General features: G+C 62.2%; 13 protein-coding genes and 1 pseudogene. 5 read left to right on the top strand and 9 right to left on the bottom strand.

Translation table 11 applies throughout. The features are described 5' to 3' along the window. Nucleotides 1-26: 26 nt before the first annotated feature. Nucleotides 27-1,040, top strand: a complete 1,014-nt coding sequence (locus tag BLU84_RS25280; RefSeq protein WP_074873760.1) for an isocitrate dehydrogenase — start codon at nt 27-29, stop codon at nt 1,038-1,040. Between the two features lie 563 nt (nt 1,041-1,603). Here BLU84_RS25280 and BLU84_RS25275 read toward each other — a convergent pair. Next, entirely contained in the window at nt 1,604-2,350 is a 747-nt protein-coding gene (locus BLU84_RS25275) for a class I SAM-dependent methyltransferase (RefSeq protein WP_074873758.1), read from the bottom strand. 515 nt (nt 2,351-2,865) lie between these two features. Between BLU84_RS25275 and BLU84_RS27905 the strand changes: the two are divergent. Continuing rightward, a pseudogene (locus BLU84_RS27905) lies at nt 2,866-3,074 on the top strand (hypothetical protein); the annotation flags it as partial. On the opposite strand, the gene BLU84_RS25270 reads toward BLU84_RS27905, so the two are convergent. Next, nucleotides 3,025-6,036 carry an amino acid adenylation domain-containing protein gene (locus BLU84_RS25270; protein ID WP_074873755.1) on the bottom strand — a complete coding sequence of 1,004 codons (3,012 nt, stop codon included), beginning with the start codon at nt 6,034-6,036 and terminating at the stop codon, nt 3,025-3,027. The pseudogene BLU84_RS27905 and the gene BLU84_RS25270 overlap by 50 nt on opposite strands. 231 nt (nt 6,037-6,267) lie before the next feature. Beyond that, nucleotides 6,268-6,423, bottom strand: a complete 156-nt coding sequence (locus BLU84_RS27430) for a hypothetical protein (protein WP_170849251.1) — start codon at nt 6,421-6,423, stop codon at nt 6,268-6,270. A gap of 332 nt (nt 6,424-6,755) precedes the next feature. Between BLU84_RS27430 and BLU84_RS25265 the strand changes: the two genes are divergently transcribed. Further along, complete coding sequence (locus BLU84_RS25265; RefSeq protein WP_083383102.1) at nt 6,756-9,194, top strand: aminotransferase class V-fold PLP-dependent enzyme; 2,439 nt, start codon at nt 6,756-6,758, stop codon at nt 9,192-9,194. A gap of 599 nt (nt 9,195-9,793) precedes the next feature. Here the strand turns inward: BLU84_RS25265 and BLU84_RS25260 are convergent. From BLU84_RS25260 to BLU84_RS25250, 3 genes are all read right to left on the bottom strand, one after another. Then, nucleotides 9,794-10,462, bottom strand: coding sequence for an SDR family NAD(P)-dependent oxidoreductase (locus tag BLU84_RS25260; protein WP_074873752.1), 669 nt, complete (start codon nt 10,460-10,462; stop codon nt 9,794-9,796). Between the two features lie 49 nt (nt 10,463-10,511). After that, nucleotides 10,512-11,066, bottom strand: coding sequence for a VOC family protein (locus BLU84_RS25255; protein ID WP_211664608.1), 555 nt, complete (start codon nt 11,064-11,066; stop codon nt 10,512-10,514). 297 nt (nt 11,067-11,363) lie between these two features. Next, nucleotides 11,364-12,263, bottom strand: a complete 900-nt coding sequence (locus BLU84_RS25250) for a LysR family transcriptional regulator (RefSeq protein WP_074873747.1) — start codon at nt 12,261-12,263, stop codon at nt 11,364-11,366. 116 nt (nt 12,264-12,379) lie between these two features. Here BLU84_RS25250 and BLU84_RS25245 point away from each other — a divergent pair, with 116 nt between their 5' ends. Beyond that, a complete protein-coding gene (locus tag BLU84_RS25245) occupies nt 12,380-13,216 on the top strand; it encodes an SDR family oxidoreductase (protein WP_074873740.1) in 837 nt (278 codons plus the stop codon). A 110-nt stretch (nt 13,217-13,326) separates the two neighbouring features. Continuing rightward, the gene (locus tag BLU84_RS25240) at nt 13,327-13,572 is read left to right on the top strand and encodes an alpha/beta hydrolase (RefSeq protein WP_083383101.1); all 246 of its coding nucleotides are present in this window, start codon (nt 13,327-13,329) and stop codon (nt 13,570-13,572) included. A 604-nt stretch (nt 13,573-14,176) separates the two neighbouring features. On the opposite strand, the gene BLU84_RS25235 is transcribed toward BLU84_RS25240, so the two are convergent. The 3 genes from BLU84_RS25235 to BLU84_RS28030 all read right to left on the bottom strand — a co-directional run. Next, nucleotides 14,177-14,521, bottom strand: coding sequence for a hypothetical protein (locus BLU84_RS25235; protein ID WP_074873739.1), 345 nt, complete (start codon nt 14,519-14,521; stop codon nt 14,177-14,179). 872 nt (nt 14,522-15,393) lie between these two features. Beyond that, nucleotides 15,394-15,624, bottom strand: a complete 231-nt coding sequence (locus tag BLU84_RS25230) for an MbtH family protein (protein WP_074873762.1) — start codon at nt 15,622-15,624, stop codon at nt 15,394-15,396. Nucleotides 15,625-15,686: 62 nt separating this feature from the next. Continuing rightward, nucleotides 15,687-17,359, bottom strand: a 1,673-nt coding sequence (locus BLU84_RS28030; RefSeq protein WP_170849249.1) for a thioesterase domain-containing protein, incomplete at its 5' end; no start/stop codon positions are given.

Raw genomic sequence — 17,359 nt, 5'->3', positions numbered from 1 at the left:
CGCCCCACTGCTGGAAGAATTCCCTCATGACGCAAACGATTACGGTCATCCGTGGCGACGGCATCGGCCCGGAGATCATGGACGCCACCCTGCACGTGCTCGACGCGATGAACGTCGGCCTGAGCTACGAGTTCGCCGACGCCGGCCTCGTCGCCCTGGAGAAGCACGGCGAGCTGCTGCCCGCAGCGACCATGGATTCGATCCGCAAGAACCGCATCGCGCTCAAGAGCCCGCTGACCACGCCGGTCGGCGAGGGCTTCAGCTCGATCAACGTCGAGCTGCGCAAGCGCTTCGACCTGTACGCCAACGTGCGTCCGGCCAAGTCGTTCCCGAACACCAAGTCGCGCTTCCCCTCGGGCGTGGACCTGATCACGGTGCGCGAGAACACCGAAGGCGTGTACATCGGCGAAGGTCAGTCGTTGTCGGACGACGGCGAGACGGCTTTGCTGACCCAGAAGATCACCCGCCGCGGCTCCGAGCGCATCATCCGCTACGCCTTCGACCTGGCCCGCAAGAGCGGCCGCAAGAAGGTCACCGTGGTGCACAAGGCCAACATCCTGAAGTCGACCTCGGGCCTGTTCCTGAAGACCGCGCGCGAAATGGCGCAGCAGTATCCGGACATCCAGTGCAACGAGATGATCGTGGACAACACCTGCATGCAGCTGGTGATGCGTCCGGAGCAGTTCGACATCATCGTCACCACCAACCTGTTCGGCGACATCATCTCCGACCTGTGCGCCGGCCTCGTCGGCGGCCTGGGCCTGGCCCCGGGCGCCAACATCGGCACGGATGCGGCGATCTTCGAAGCCGTGCACGGCTCGGCCCCGGACATCGCGGGCAAGGGCATCGCCAACCCCTGCGCGCTGCTGTTGGGCGCGGCGCAGATGCTCGACCATCTCGGCCAGCCCGAGAAGGCAGCCAAGCTGCGCGAAGCGATCATCGCCACCCTGGAAGCCAAGGATTCGCTGACCCCGGACCTGGGCGGCGAAGGCAACACGATGTCGTTCGCCAAGGCTATCGCCAGCCGCGCCGCGGCGTGAGTGCAGCGTCTTGGGAGGCGCATGCCCGTTGTGAGGTCGTGTGCGCCTTCGTCGAATTCACTATGAAGTGGGCCGGTAGCACCGTAGGGTGCTACCGTGCCATCGAGCGCGACCTGCGCATTGGTCTGCGTTGCCGTCACCGCTTTTCCGTTGCCGACCTCGGCGGTGGTAACAGCTGTAGCCGTCTCAGAACGGGCCATCTTCGTGCGATCAGATGGCTCGTTCGGCTCAGCCTCAGCGCGCCGTTTTTCCGGCCTGACGTTGCCGGTCTCGAGCGATTGCCCGCCGGCGTACTCATACGGCGCCGACGCAGGCGCTTCGCATGGCCGCCCTCTCCAAGCTACTGGCTACCTTTCGCGATGCCGCCGTCACTGAGCGGGAGGTAGGGGACCTATTTCGAGGAATTGATCGTCGTCGACAACGCCGATAGTGGCCCGAATATCTGCAGCAGGTGCGTTTCGCACACTTCGATTCTGGGTTTCACTGCGGGTTCCTCCGACGCGACCGAGTCCGCGCCGTGACCAGTGCGCGGCAAGGCAGGGCGATGGCGGGGTGGCGGCGCCTCAGTCGCGGCGACACTCGACGATGGCGGCATGAGGCCGGCGGATATAGGCGGCCAGTTCCGGCGGCGCTTCCGCCGCCGGCTGCAGTTGCGGCGGGTGCCAGCGCACCGACGCGGCGCCGGCGAGGCGCAGCGCCGATTCCAGCGCGTTGCGGCTCCAGTACCAGGCGCGCACGCTGGCGTCGTGGCGTTGCTGGTAAAACAGGTCCAGACGGATGGCGACGCCGTCGCGGTGCGGCTCGTGCGCGTCCTGCGGGGTCATGCGGAAGCCGAACGGTTCGTAATAGGCCGGGTCGGGCGCGTAGTCCGGATGGATCGGCAGAGCGATCAGGCGGCCGCCGGGGCGTAGTGGCGCAAGCATTTGGAAGCACATGCGTTCCAACTCCGGCGGCGTTTGCGCATAGGGCAACACGTATACCGCCAGCACCGTGTCGAAAGCGCCGGCGTGCTCGGGGCCCAGGCGGGAGACGAACTCGATGTCCAGCGCTTCGGCGGCAGCGCGGCGGCGTGCACTGGCGAGCATGCCGTCGGCCAGGTCGTAGCCGACCACGCGGCGCGCGCCGGCGCGCTTGAACAGGTGCGCGTAGGTGCCGGCGCCGCAGCCGAAGTCGAGCACGTCGGTGCCGGTGGGATCGCCGAGGTGTGCGAGTATGCTCGGCGTCTCGATGTAGCGGCGGAACGGCCAGTTGCTGAGGTCTTCGTACAGATCGGCCAGAGCCTCGAACTGGGCGGCGTTGTGCGGGGTCATGGCCGGACTCCTGAAGACCGGGCGGATCGGGGAGACGGATCGGCTCGACAACGATCGACGGGGCGACCGTTCGGGCCGCAGCTTGTCGTGATGCTGCGGATGCGCTGCCAATGGGACTGGGTTTTCTGCGCGGCGTTCTCCGCGCTGCGTACTAGTACTGCCGACGTTGCGTACGGGTTTGTGATAGCGAATGCACAAATGCAGCCGCTAACCCTCGCTCACGCGTTGGTTCCGCTGGTGTATCGGCGTAATGCCATGGCTATCGCGCGGCGGGATGCGACGCGAGGCATTTTCTGCCGCGTTTCGTCGGGATGTCCGTCGGAGCAAGCCTTCCATACAGCCAATCGGTGAACAAGGAAATCCAGCCGGACCTTGAATAGCTTCAAAACCGAGCTGGTGATCGACAGGTCGCGGGTACCGACCGCGCCGCCAGTTCGTTGGTCGGCAGGCCGCGGTACTCAGTGGTGGTCGAGGCCACATTGCCGGTCGCCTGGATGCCGGCCAGATCCTGTACTCGAATCAAGCAACGGATCTACAGCGGCCACGCTAATGCGCGGGACGATTGTTCGACTGCATCGAGCTGTTCTACAACCCTAAGCGCGGGCACAGTTCCAATGACAGGCTGTCCCCGATAGAGCATGAAAAGCGTTGCGCCCTAAGCGGCCGAGGACCGTTTACAAAAGCCTCGGCGATTCAAAGTGAGATGGGGCGAAAGATTCAATAGACACCTGCCCGATCGAACGCCGCACATAGCGCAAGAGCTCTTCTTCGTTGAAACACGGCTCGGCGATATCACTGCCGCGCAGGAACTCATGGACGTTACTGCAATCCCATCGGTAAGTGTTCTGGTACAGCTCGACCGTCGACAATCCGTCGTACATGCTGTCTTTGAACAGGCTCAGTAGCGGGTACAAAGGCGCGTCCGGATCGTTCTCCCACTGCGCACGCCAGTCGCGATAAGAAAGACGGCGCAGCCGCCGTCCCGTCGCGGCTTCCAGCTTTTCGAAGAATTCGAGCAAGGTGAGGTTGTTGCCGTCGCTATGGATGAGGTTGAACTTCTTGCCTAGCGCTTCTGGGTTCCGCGAAATGTGGGCGATGGCGCGGGTCATGTAATCGACTGTCGTCAATCCCTCGCGCAGGTCGTGCAGTTCGGGCAGCGTGCCGTGACTGAGGCACGTGCGTACCAGGCGGGACCACCATTGGTAGTCGGCGCAGCAACCGGTGCGTCGGTTGAAAGTCGCATAGCCCAGGCGGAAGGTCATCAGCGGCAAGCCGAGCGTCGCCGCCAAGTCGGCAATCTTCTCCATGACCCATTTGCTGCGCACATAGCCGATGTCGGTGGTCACCGCCGGAAGGTTTTGGTCGATGTCGTCGTCCTCGCGCATAACCCGCTTGCCGGTATGCAGGTGTCCCCAGCTGTACACCGAGATCGTCGACAGCAACGCCAGCGGCTTGGTCCTGCATCTGGCGCAGAAGGCGAGGATCTCGCGCAGTCCCTGCACGTTGTCGCGGCGCATGTAGGAGTAAGGCTGGATGAAGTTGACGGCGCTGGCGCTGTGATAGACCACGTCGACGGCTTCGGACAGGTAGTCGTGGTCGTACGCGCCCAATCCTAGCCGCGGCTCGGCCAGATCAGCGGGATACGCGCGAACCCGCAGCAGGCTGTCGCCATCGGGTTCGAGCAAATACTTGGCCAGCACGGACCGGAGCCGTTCGCCAGCGGCGCGGTCGTCTGGTGCGCGCACCGGGCAATGGATCGTTGCGGCGGTGGACGCCAGCAGCTCGCACAGCAGGTGGGCGCCGACGAATCCGGTCGCGCCTGTCAACAGTACGTGCCTGGGGTCGGTGAGCTGGCTCGCGACATATCCGGGAGCGAACTGTGTACCCTCGATCAGGTGCACATCGGCCTGCAGTGCGCGGGCCGGTTCGGCGTCGCTGGCCGGGATGGCGCGTCCGCAGCGGCGTTCGAGTTCCGCGGCGAGGGTGCGGACGCTGGGAAAGTCGTAGATGTCGCGGACATAGGCTTTCGCCTGCCGGGTTTCCGCGATGTCCTTGATCAGCCGGGCGGCGAGCAACGACTGGCCGCCGAGCGCGAAGAAGCTGTCGTCCAGACCGAAATCGCTGTGCCCGAGCAAGCGGGCGAAGCTGGCGGCGATCTGCGCCTGGGGCTGCGTGCAGTCGGTCATGGCCGTCCCGGATGGCCTGCGCTTGGTCCAGCCGTCCAGCAGGGCAATCTTGTCGATCTTTCCGTTCGGCGTGAGTGCGAATCCGTCGACTTCCACAAAGTCGCTGGGAATCATGTAGTCCGGCAGCGTCTTCGAAAGTTGCGCGTGCAAGGCGGACTGCAAAGCTTCGCCGTGGATTTCGTCGCTCGGCTCCAGGGTCAGGAAGGCGACGATCTGTTTGCGGCCGGGATCGTCCGGGGCGGTGGCTGCGACGGCGGCCTGGCGCACGCCCGGCAACACCTGCAGCGCCGCCTCGATTTCGCCCAACTCGACCCGATTGCCCCGGATCTTGATCTGCTCATCGCGGCGGCCGAGGAACTGGATGTCACCGTCGGGAAGTTCGCGCGCCATATCGCCGGAGCGGTACAGCCGTTGCCCGTCGACCGATACGAAGCGTTCGCGGGTAAGCGCATCGTTATCGAGGTAGCCGCGCGCGAGTCCGGGGCCGCCGATGCACAGCTCGCCAATTTCGCCGGGGGCAACCGGGCTCAGCGCTTCGTCGAGGATGCGCACGCTGGCGCCGGCGACGGGCGTGCCGATGGAGTAGGGCATGCCCAGACGGGCCGAGGGCACTCGGCGGGCAGTGGCGAAGATGGTCGCCTCGGTAGGGCCATAATAATCCACCAGCGGGCAGCCGAGCCCGTCGAGATCGACCGGATTGAGCTTTTCTCCGGCGCAGAATAGATATCGCAGCTCGGTCGCGCCGCCGCGGGCCGCCGAGACGACATCGGGCACCATAACGGTCGGAACGAAAGCGTGGGTGATCGAATTGCGCGCATAGAACTGCACCAGCGCGTCCGCGTCCACGCGCACGGCCCGATCCAGAAGATACAGCGAAGCGCCAGCGCACAGGGTCGACCAGATCTCCCACTGCGAAACGTCGAATCCGATCTTCGCCATCAGGGGCACGCGGCTGTCGCTGTCGACCGCGAACTCCCGGTTGTGCCAGGCGATCAGATTCTCGAGCGCCGCGTGCTCGACGACGACGCCTTTCGGAAGCCCGCTGGTGCCGGAAGTGAAGACGACATAGGCGGCATCGCTAGCCGTCGGGTCGCGCTCGAGCCCCGGCATTGGCTCGCCGACAAGCCGGTCGATGTCGAGAACCTCGAGGTTCCCGTCGGCCCAGGCGCCGGGCGAACACAGCACCAGCCCGGAGCCGGTCCGCTCGACGACGTAGCGTTTCCGCGCATCCGGATAGCCGTCGTCGATCGGAACATAAGCGGCGCCGGACTTGACGATGCCGAGCAGTCCGGCGATGAGGCCGGTCGAACGTTCGCAGATCAAGGGAACGATGTCGCCAGGACCGATGCCGCGCCGGATGAGATGGGCTGCGATCGTGTCGCTGTCGCGGTCGAGTTGGGCATAGCCCACAGGGCGGTCGCCATCGATCACGGCCGGAGATAACGGCCGCTGCTTCGCGTGGATGCGGAATAGGTCGAGTACCGTGCGCGTCACGGACATCTGTCGTCTCCCCGGGGTGAGCGGATCTTGGTCGCGAATGCAGCGAATTACCTGATGCGAACGACTCACATGCATTCGGACCTGGTTTGGCGGAACAGGTCAATCCTGCAGACAGGCAGCGGGATCGCTATGAGAGCAAGATGCGTTCGCCGAAATGCCATCGCAAGGGTGTCTTGATTACCGATTGATAGTGTCGAGTTCTGTGAACTCATCGAGCACTTCGCATTCGGCTCACCGATGCTCACGAATATTCAAGATGAGCAATTGGCCGCGCTGCTCTTGGTTCAAGGAGGGGTTGTGAGCGCGCACGAGGTTGTCGGCGGGATCATCGCGGCCGGAATCGCGCGCGCTTTTTGCCCGGCTTTGCGCCGGTGTGTCGTGCAGCATCGGTCGCAGCCCCGATAGGCAGTTTGCTTGCGTTGTTGGTCGTCGCCTCTGCTGGCTTGCCTGGTTTCAATTGTGCGACGAGAGGATTCGTACAGCCGGTCGTTGCTGTCACATAAGAACTCGGGCTAAGCGCCGCCTCTGGTTTCGGTTTCCTCACCGGCAATCACGGCGGCTCTCGCTCTATTTGAGCGTCTCCGCAACAACGGCTCTTCTTCGGGCCGCTAGCTTAAGCCGCGAAACCCGCTCGCTGTCGCTTGTGCGGCGCCACGATCGCGCAAGACTTGGCGTTGAGGCGGCAGCCTTCATCGAAGGTCAGTGGTCTGGAGTCCATGATGCAAACCACCGCGAAGCCAGCGTGCAAGACGTTGTCGGAACAGAAGTGGTCGTTGAGTACGTTCACGGAGTTCTACGAGCGCGTGCTGGGGCCACGGCTGTTCAAGCCCTACGGAGAGCTGCTGGTCCACGAGATCTGCCAGGACATCGATCCGGACGCACCTCCCTCAAGTATTCTGGAGGTCGCTTGCGGAACCGGGCGCATTACCGCAGCTCTTTACAACGACTTGGCCAAGCCGCTGGGTTTGCAACTCGTCGCCACGGATCTGTCGAAGATCGCCATAGAGATGGCCAAGAAGGTGCTCGGCGAGGAACTGCAACGCGACGTTGCGTTTCACTGCGATGTGGATATGGCGGCTCTTCCGTTCGCGGACAACAGTTTCGATATCGTCGTCTGCGGTTTCGGATTGATGTTTCCGCCGGACAAGGTCCGGGTCGCCCGCGAGTTCAAGCGCGTGCTGCGTCCAGGGGGAAAGATCTACGGCACCGTCTTCCAATATAACGAGTTGTTCGATCTGGCCCTGAAGCAATCGCAGAAACACTTCGGGACTCCATCCGCCATCATGGGCGCGGCCCTCAGCTTGACCGACCCCTCGGCCATCACGAGCGCTTTTTCCCTCGAAGGCCTCAGTCCGGGCGTAGGCGAGGTGGCGTCCTCGCGTGCCCTGTCTTTCTTCCTGGACGACCTCGACACTCGCGAATTCCTCTTCAACGCCTGCATCCTGCTCGAGGAGTTCAACCAGTGCGATGCGCCCACCCGCGAGGCCTCCCTGGACACGATGCTTCAGGAATTCCACGCGCAGGTTCCCAGCCGGAACTACCAAGTCAAGGCCTGGCTTCTGCGCGGCGAGGTCGACAAGGCTGGCAAGGAGTCGGTCGCCCCGAGCCCGCCGCCCGATTTTTCCGAACTGAGCGAGTTTTGCAAAATGGCGGCGACGCCCATCGGCAGCACCGCGGGCAGCCCGCTGCACCCGCAGGCCGAGCGCTTGCTGCGGCCTTATCGCACGATGAGGCGGGCCTTCCTCGCCGAGCATCCGGCCTATCCGGACGCAGAGGTCGAAGCGCTGCGCAAGCGCGAGTTCTCGCGGCTGGACGCTCTGCAGGCTACCTACCTGGATCATGTGGGCGGCACCATCGCCCCGGACAGCCTGCTCGAACAGGACTATCGGGCGCTCAAGAACAGCATTCTCGGCAACCCGCACAGCGGCTCGAAGCCGTCCGATGCGGCGCATGAGAAGGCCCGCGCGGAGATCTACCGGTTCTTCCGGTGCGCGCCGGAAGAGTACGAAATCATTTTCACGCCCAAGGCTAGCGGGGCGATCAGGCTGGTGGCGGAATCGTTCCCGTTCGAAAGCGGCTCGCAAGTACTGCTCACCAAGGACAACCACACATCGGTACACGGCCTGCGCGAATACGCGAGAGCCAAGGGCGCGTCGGTGAAATATATTCCGCTCGACATCGACCTTCGGATTCTCGAAAGCTCGATGCGGCGTTCGCTGGACCGGCTCGCTCCGGGGCGCTGGCACCTGTTGGCCTATCCGGCGCAGTCCAATGCTACGGGCACCCGCCACGACTTGAAGTGGATCGGGCTCGCGCAGGAGCGCGGCGCGATGGTGCTGTGCGATGCGGCCGCGTTCGTTCCCCAGGCCAGACTGGACTGTTCGGTGCATCAGCCGGACTTCATCGCTATCTCCTTCTATAAGATCTTCGGCCATCCGACAGGGGCCGGCTGCCTCATCGCCCGCAGGTCCGCGCTGCGCGAGCTAACCCCGCCGTCGTTCGCGGGAGGCTCGGTGTGCTACTACTCGGGGCCGTGGTCGCCCACCGACCGGCTGCTGCATCGCGAAGACGGAAAACGGTTTGAGATAGGTACGCCGAACTATGCCTCGTTCGGCGCCATCGCCCAGGGATTCCAGTTCATTTCCCGGCTCGGGCTGGAGCACATAGGCGCGCGCTCAGGCGCGTTGGCGAGGTGGCTCGAGGTGCGGCTGCAGGAGCTGCGTCACGACATCAAGAGCCAGACTCCGCTGTGCCGTGTCTACGGTCCTCCGGCAGAGCACAAGGGCGCTACGGTCATGCTGAATTTCTTCGATTGCTACAACGCCGTATTCCCGCACGCGCTTGTCAAGCGGGCCGCCGAGTCCTTCGGTATCGTCGTGCGCAACGGATGCTTCTGCAACTTGGGCGCGGTGCAGCAGGCTACATACACCACGGCGGGCGCGGAGCACTGCGAACTCGACAAAACGGAAAAGATCCTCGACTGCAAGGCCTTCGACGACAACATTCTCAACAAGGGTAATTGCGGCGCCATCCGGGTCTCGTTCGGCCTGGGCTCGAACTTCCGAGATGCGTACTGCTTCTACCTGTTCGCGAAATGCTTGCTCAATACCGATTGCTCGCGGCTGGAGGACGCGCTGGCCGGATCTTCGGCGAACTGAGATCGCACGATTCGAGCCACGCGATCCTTCGCGAGCCTCGATCTCGTTGCCAATTTCAATCGCCTTTTGCAGTCTTCATCACCGACGTGCGCGCCATTTGCAATTTGCTACGGCGACGTCCGGCAGAGATGTTGTCGCAGTGGAGCATTTCGACGACGTTGCTGTGTTGCGCGACGGGAAGCTAATCCTTGCGGAGCAGGACAAGAATACTTCCAAGCCTTCATCGAAGCTCCTGAATGATCGTAGTAGGGCGTTGTGGCGAACGCTGCAGATCTGGCTTCAGCTTCGAGAGAGGCCTGAAGGCGAAGACTGCAAACGTCATCTCCTCTTTGTGAACCGGTGGGTTGCGACACCGCTCGCAACGCAGCTTCGGGATCGAGCGCTCCAGGCGACGCCTACCTCCTGTGATGGTCCCCTGCCCATAGCGGCTGCTACTTCATTCGCTTTGTCAGTCATTCACACAGGCCAAGCAAACCCCAGAAACTGCAACAGAGGCTCGCGCTGGGCGTGGGTTCCCTTTGCCGCGGGGGAGGGGGCTGACGAAGAGAACCTTGCTCAGGCCCACTAAAGTCGGAACCACGTGCCTCGTCTCCACAGTATCAGGTATAGACTCTCTCCACCGTCCAATAGTCAGGCTGCTGAGCATGTAGTGCCCAGAACTCGATGGCTACTTCTTCGGCTTGCTTAGAATTCGGAGAGATACCCCGGCTAACCGTTACGGTCCCGATATGAATTCCTTGCTGCTTAAGAGGTTCGAAAAGAGCGAGTGCAATAGCTCGAATGCCTGCTTTGCCAACACTCAGCGTGAGAAAATCGGCAACGGGACTGACACCGAATCCTCCGCCTGTGAGTAGGATCGTGCCGGCTGATTTCGCTTTCATTGCTGGAAGGCATGCATGTATCGCGGCGAGCGCGCTGCTCACGTTGGTCTGTATGCCTGAGGAAAGGGATTGGATTGTCTCCAACTCCAGTGGCCTAGTTACAACATCACCATGTTCGTCAAAATGAAATGCGGCTGCATTGTAGTGCAGGACCTCAAGATCGTGACCTATATCAGCGACAACGCGGCCGACCGCCTGTGGGTCGGAGGCATCCAATTGAATGACCGATGCCGATAGGCCCTCCGCTTCTAAGCGTTCCGCCAACTTCCGCAGGCGCACAGGATTACGAGAGGCAAGTGCGACGTGATATCCCTCTTTGGCGAACTGCCGCGCGGTCGCAAAGCCAATGCCGGGCCCCGCACCGATGGTAAGAAATGTTTTGAGCATGATGTACTCCGCACTCCTCTTACAACAACACCCAGTAGCCAGCGCTGGCTTACTTCACTTCCTCGGCCAATTCGATGACATTGCCCCACGGGTCCTCGATAAAGGCCAGGCGACGCTTGATGTCCGGCACCAAAAACGGCTCGGCGACAACCTTGACGCCGCGTTTCCGCAAGGTCGCCAGCGCCTTATCGACGTCTGCGACATCGAGGCACAGATGGTGATATCCCGCCACCTGAGCACTGGCGTTGAGATCTTTAAAAGTGGGCTTGGGCGTCGGGCGTTCACCGTCTCCAAGCAGTTCGATGAAAAACCGATCGTCCGTTGCCGGAGCGATATACGCCAAGTGTTGCCCATTGAAAGGCCATTCTTTTACAACTCGAAAGTCAAGTTTTTCCACGTACCACTGCTTGGCGGCCTTATAATCAGCTACGCGGAGGCCAACATGACCGCCCCGCATCGATGCAAAAGGACTGGAATGATTCTTGGCTGGGAGCGTCACACCAGGCTTGTCCGCAGTTGCGGTGGACGTATGGCCACCTTTGGCGTAAGTAACCAGGCTCGTGCCAGCGAGTACGATTGCAATCAGGCATTGGGGTAGGGACACGGCATCACTCCACTAAGACTATAACCCGCCCTCCTTCGGGCGAATTTCCGCACTGATCGTATCCCTCAGTAGGCAGCCTTTCATCCGGCGGATCGCGGATGCCCCATGAACCCAAGGTTCATAATGGCCAGACACTGACAAGCGATTCGCAGGTCTGTAATCGACTGCCGTCGTGACGCACGAGCTTGCGGAACTGGTTTTTCGGCACGCGCTACTGACGAGCCTTAGCTTCCGGCGTGAATACGGTCACGCAGCTTTGGCGCTTAATCAGTGGGGTTGCGCTGTACTATGCCGGTGCTACTTATGAATTTTGCGGCGAAGCATGTCTATGAAAGCACGCAGCTTCGGCTGGTCCTGTGTGCGTGTAGGAAAATACAGAAAGAATCCGGAACTGGGTGCGATGTACTGTTCGAGCACAGGGATGAGGCGCCCTGACGCTAATTCCTCGGCCGCTTCGAATTGAGATACGTAGGCCAAGCCCAATCCGTTGGCCGCGAGCCGTACAAGGGTCGTTCGATCATCGACTACGACTTTACTGGGTACATCGATGCTGACTTCGCGCCCGTTCCAGTCGAACTCCCATCTGTAGCGTTGGCCGGACTTGACAAACCGATAGACTAAACATTCGTGCTCGCGCAGATCATCTGGTGTCTTCGGTGGGCTCTTCTTTGAAAAATATGAAGGGCTACCTACTACACTCCATTTCAAGTCTGGGGTAAGCCGTATAGCCACCATGTCCTTCTCGACACTTTCTCCCAGTCGAATACCTGCGTCGTAGGAGTTGCTGGCAAGACTGACAGTTGCTTCGTTCACTGAAAAGTCGAGTGTGATTTCGGGGAACGCACGAGAGAATTCCGGGATCATTGGCTCGATCAAGAGCTTCATAGCCGGCTGCGATACCGTCAGGCGTAGCGTCCCGATGGGGCGCTGTCCAAAGGTTGCCAGGCCTGCCAGCGCGTTGCCGATATCAATTGCAGCGGGGCGCAAACGTCTGTGTAGAGCTGCCCCAGTTTCGGTCAGCGTGACGTTGCGCGTAGTACGTTGGAAAAGCACTACTCCGTGCCGCTTCTCTAGCAGGCGGATCGCCTTGCTGACAGCTGTAGTGGAAACTTCCAACGTTTCCGCCGCGCGCGTGAAACTACGGTGTTCGGCTACGGTGAGGAAGACAGTGAGACCTTCAAGTGGGTCGACGATCATTGATTGTGAACCTCCGGTTCCAGGCTCGTATACCACACAACCATTTTTTGCAGCAATTGTGCAGCGTACTCTCTGGCCCACGATACCCGTAGCGTCATCGCGCAGAGGACAGGATTATGAGTGCCCGTACTTGGTTCATCACCGGCGTTAGCAGTGGCTTCGGACGCGCGCTGGCAGAACAATTGCTCGAACGTGGAGATAGAGTTGCTGGTACCGCGAGAAGGCTGGACGCGGTTCGAGATCTTGTAGCCGCCTATCCTGAAAACTTTTGGCTTCGAGCGTTGGACGTTACCGATACGCCGATGATAAGGCGGGTAGTCAACGAGGCTTTTGCACGTTTTGATCGTGTTGATGTCATCGTGAACAACGCCGGCTACGGTCTTTTCGGAGCGGCAGAGGAAGTGACTGATGAGCAGATCCGACATCAGCTCGATACCAACGTGTTAGGGCCGATTCAGATAGTCCGCGCTGTACTTCCGCATTTGCGCGCACAAGGTGGCGGACGCATCCTTCAGCTATCCAGTCAGGGCGGCCAATGGGCCATGCCTGGGTTGTCGCTCTATCACACAAGCAAATGGGCGATCGAAGGATTCTTTGAGGCGACGAGTCTCGACATCGCACCATTCAATATCCAGGCGACATTGGTCGAGCCGGGTAGCGCACGTACTGAGTTTGCTGCGTCAAGTGCGGCAATCGGACCTGCGATGCCGGCCTACGTTGATACGCCCGCTGGGGCGGTGCGGCGATTGATCGAACACGGATACCGTGGGCAGCCGGGTGATCCGGCGAAAATGGCCGCGGCGATGATTGCTTCGGTCGACCAAGAACCAGCGCCGAAGCGCTTGGTGCTTGGATCGGATGCATTCGAAAACATCAAGCAAGCGCTCACCGAACGCCTGGCTGTGTTGGATGCTCAGGAGGGATTGGCGCGTACTACCGATTACACGACCTGACTAGCCCGAACGCCACTAGGTGGATCTAACGCCGCTATACCGCCAAATTATGGCCTTAGATGCTCGCAACGCTACGCGCTGGCTAATGGTCGCAACGAGCTGCAACCAGTCTGTCGCGGTGCCTAGCCGATCTGACCGGCTTCCCGCCGCTGCGCCTGCAGGCAGGTACCAATGAGGTGTTACTTGACGACTCCGCTCGTCTGGCTGAGCGCGCGCGCGATGCTGAGGTGGACGTCATCCTGGATGTGACCGCGAACGTGCCGCACGTCTTCCAGGGTGACAACGGGGTGCTGGAGGAAGCCGATCAAGCGCTCGATCGTGCTGCGTTGTTCCTGACCCAGCACATCGCTGTCTGATCCAATTGAACCTGGTCGACGGGTGAGGGCGGTGGATTCGTGGCGCATCGCCTCGAGCACCGCTCGGTCAGTAGGTTTTGACGTCGGGCAAGACTGGGGAGTTCGGCCTGTCCCCAGCTCTGCCCCCGGGGCCGCCGCTGGCTCTAGCTTACGGTCATGATTTAGGATAACTCTGGATAACCGTGGGTAATCAAGAGAGTTGGATCCCGGTTGCCCACGCTCCACCAAGTAGAACTCTAATCCAAAAACCACAGCACCCCAGATCAGCTTGATAGGGGGCAGGTGATTGGCGCTTCAGCGCCGTCATCCAGAAGGTGATCCGCGGTCACCGGCCAGGTCAGCAGCCATCAACAGAAGATCAGGGATGTTTATCGAGGGTAGGGGAGAGCAACTCCCGCCCCAAAGCGGCCAATCCAAACTTTCGTAGATGATCAAGAAGTACTCGCGACCACGACACCTAATCGCCGATGCATGACGAACAGATGACGCCGTCAGTCGAAACAAGTCGGTCCTGACCTCGTATGGTGCGCGGAACACGTCGATCCTCGGCAGCATCATTGCATCGGGCTTCTTGCAGAACGCACGGCACGGCGATGCGAGCACATCAGCGGCTCCCCAAGCGCATGCGCGCCAGCTCTTCGGTCACCAGGTTGGCGGGCAGCACGAAGAAGTCGAAGAGGGCGTAGAGCGGTTCCAGTAACGCCTGCACGATCTCGGGCAGGTTAGATCCGATGGACTGCGCATCGACGTGCGTGGTCAGCGTGATTTGGTCCTGATGAGCGGTCCGGCCTTCAAAAAGCACGCGGCGTCCGTCCAGCGTCACGAGCTTTCGACCCGCCAAGCCCTCGTAGGTCACGGTGAATTTGATCGTCGCCGGTCCGTTGAAAATGACCAGGTCAAAGGCCGCGGCTGGCGGATAGGTCGTGCGGCCTTGTCGATCGCCAAGCACATCTTCAGGGATCGATGCGCCAAAAAAGTCGGCATGTTGTCTGCCGCAGACCAGTCTGCTTTAGATAAGCAGCTGATACTAAAGATGTTGACGAGCGGAACTTCGGCCATAACCGCCCCACTTGCCGCTGATGCCTCTGTTTCATCCCCAGCAGACGCACATATCTACGCTAAATGCCCTACACAGCGCGGATAACGGCGCTGCATGCCCCGCAATACACACGTCCTCCGCAGCAGCGCGTCTCCGAGCGGGTGTTCCTCGACTCGTTGGGCCAGCTGCGACCGATCCACGCGAGGCAAGACGGTCTTCACCGTGACCCTGCCCGCGTCACGGGTTTGGCTGCAGCAGCATCGCGGGCCGCGGCCGGGGCCTCAGACCTGCGGTGGGGCGGTCGCGGGGCGCTCGATGCGCCGGGATCCGGTGTCCATGACACTAGGGATTCGAATCGCCGACCAGCGCTAACCCATGCCTTGTTGAGTCCCCTGAGGCGGCCGACTCGGCCAAGTGGCTGTGGAAGTTAAAGTGCGTTCGCCGCTGTGGAAGTACTGACTCTCGCCAACTTTCAGGGGCCAGTGGGCCGCAGCATACATTTGGCGCGGCGGATCGAGAGAGTCACGCGAAGTCTAACGATCTAGCGGACATGCCTGCCCGTGCCCGGCTCTCGCCAAGCAGAATGGTGGTGGGGTTTCCATACGACCTGCCGATCAATGCTCTGGCGTGGGTAGCGAGCTACAGGGTGCTCCAGGCCGCGGGCTACGCTTCCCAGGGCAGTCCACATCGCGGTAGCGAAGACGTCGTAATGGGAGCGCATCACATGCGAACACGCGAGTGCGGGCGCCGTGTATCGGCGGCGCCCGCATCATCGCGAACGTTCAGGCGTTGCGTTGGACGGCGTCCTGCTCCATCGCCTGGATCAGGCTGGCCGGCCGCATGTCGGTCCAGTTCGTTTCGATGTAGTCCAGGCATTCTTGGCGCTCGGTCGGGCCGTGCACGGCGCGCCAGCCGGCCGGGATCTCGGCGAACTGCGGCCACAACGAGTGCTGGTTTTCGTCGTTGACCAGAACCAGGAAGGTGCCGTTGGTGTCGTCGAAGGGGTTGCTCATCATCGTGCTCCGGTTGCGGTGAAGAAGGATAAAGGGATGCGGCGCTGCGGCTGCGGCCGCGGTCACGAAACGGTCGGCCCGGCGTCGAGTAGGGCGCGCAGGCGTGGGCCATATCCGGCGATCGCGGCCGGGCTCATCATCGCGCCGTGCGTGCAGTCGGCGATGATCACCTGCAATTGCGCGACATGTTCGCTCCAGGCCTGCGCCTGCGGTTTTTCGAAGTCTTCCGTTGCATCGGCGCGGAACAGCGTCAGGGTTCCGTCGTAGCGACCGAAGCGGGTGGTCGGCAGGATCTCCAGGTTGTTGCGGTAGGCGCCGACCAGATCCTCCAGATTGCGTTCGCTCAGGGAGGACCAAGCGCTGTCGGCCAATAGCCGGCGTGCGAGGGCGTAGGAGAACGGCTGCGCGTTGAACTGCGCGGGCACGTGGCCGAGCAGCTCGCGCAGCACATCCTCGAACACCAGCCTCGGATCGACCTGCACCGGGTCCGGCGTGGCTTGGCCGGCGCGCGGCGGAGGATAACTGTCAAACATGACCAGTTCCTGCACGCTTTCACCGAGTTCGCGCAGGCGCAAGGCAAGGGAATACGCGACGTTGCCGCCAAGCGACCAGCCCAGCAGGCGGTACGGGCCGCGTGGCTGCACGCTCCGGATCTGGGCGAGATAGTCTTCGACCATCTCGTCCATGCTGCGCGGCCGCCAGCTCGCCTCGACCGCGCCGTCACCGGCCAGGCCACGCGATTGCAAGGCGTAGACCGGGCAATCGGCTGGGATGTGACGGATCAGACCGGCGTAAGGCCAGCCCAGGCCGATCGCCGGATGGACGAAGAACAGCGGCGCGCGTTCGCCGTTGGCGCGTAGCGGGAAAAGCACGTCGAGCGCGCGCGCGCGGCTGCTCTCGTCTTCGCGTTGCATCCGCCGCGCCAGCGCGGCGACGCTGGGCGCTTCGAACAGGGCGCGCACCGAGGCCTCCTCGGCGAAGCGCTGGCGCAAGCGCATCACCAGTTGAGTGGCGAGCAGTGAGTGGCCGCCGAGTTCGAAGAAATTGTCGTCGATGCCGACGCTGTCCAGACCGAGGACTTCGGCGAACAACTCGCACAATGCGGCCTCTTGCGCATTGCGCGGCGCGCGCTCGCTGGCCGCGACGTGCTCCGGCGCCGGCAGCGCCTTGCGGTCGAGCTTGCCGTTGGCGGTCAGCGGCAGCGAGGCAACCGCGACGAACGCGGCCGGCACCATGTAATCGGGCAGGTGCTCCAACAGACCGCGGCGCAGCGCGGTCGCGTCCAGCTCGGGCGCGACGATGTACGCCACCAACTGCTTCTGTCCGCTGCGGTCCTCGCGGTCGATGACCGCGTTGTAGGCATGCCCGAGCTTGGCCAGCGCCGCCTCGATTTCGCCCAGCTCGATGCGGAACCCGCGGATCTTGACCTGGTGGTCGGCGCGGCCGAAGTAATCCAGCTGCCCGTCCTCGCGCCAGCGCGCGAGGTCGCCGGAGCGGTACATGCGCTCGCCCGGCGCGAACGGATTGGCGACGAAGCGCGACGCGCTCAGGCCCGGACGGCGCAGATAGCCGCGCGCCAGACCGGCGCCGGCGACGTAGAGTTCGCCGACCACGCCCGGCGGCACCGGCTGCAGGCCGGCGTCGAGCACGTACACGCGCAGGTCGTCGAGGCCGCGGCCGATCAGCGAACGGTTGCCGGCGCCGGCGACGAACGCCGGATCGAGCGCCTGATAAG

Source organism: Lysobacter enzymogenes, assembly GCF_900106525.1.
Classification (GTDB): Bacteria; Pseudomonadota; Gammaproteobacteria; order Xanthomonadales; family Xanthomonadaceae; genus Lysobacter; species Lysobacter enzymogenes.
Note: the sequence above shows the minus strand (reverse complement) of the source record. Positions and strands in the feature narration are given on the sequence as shown.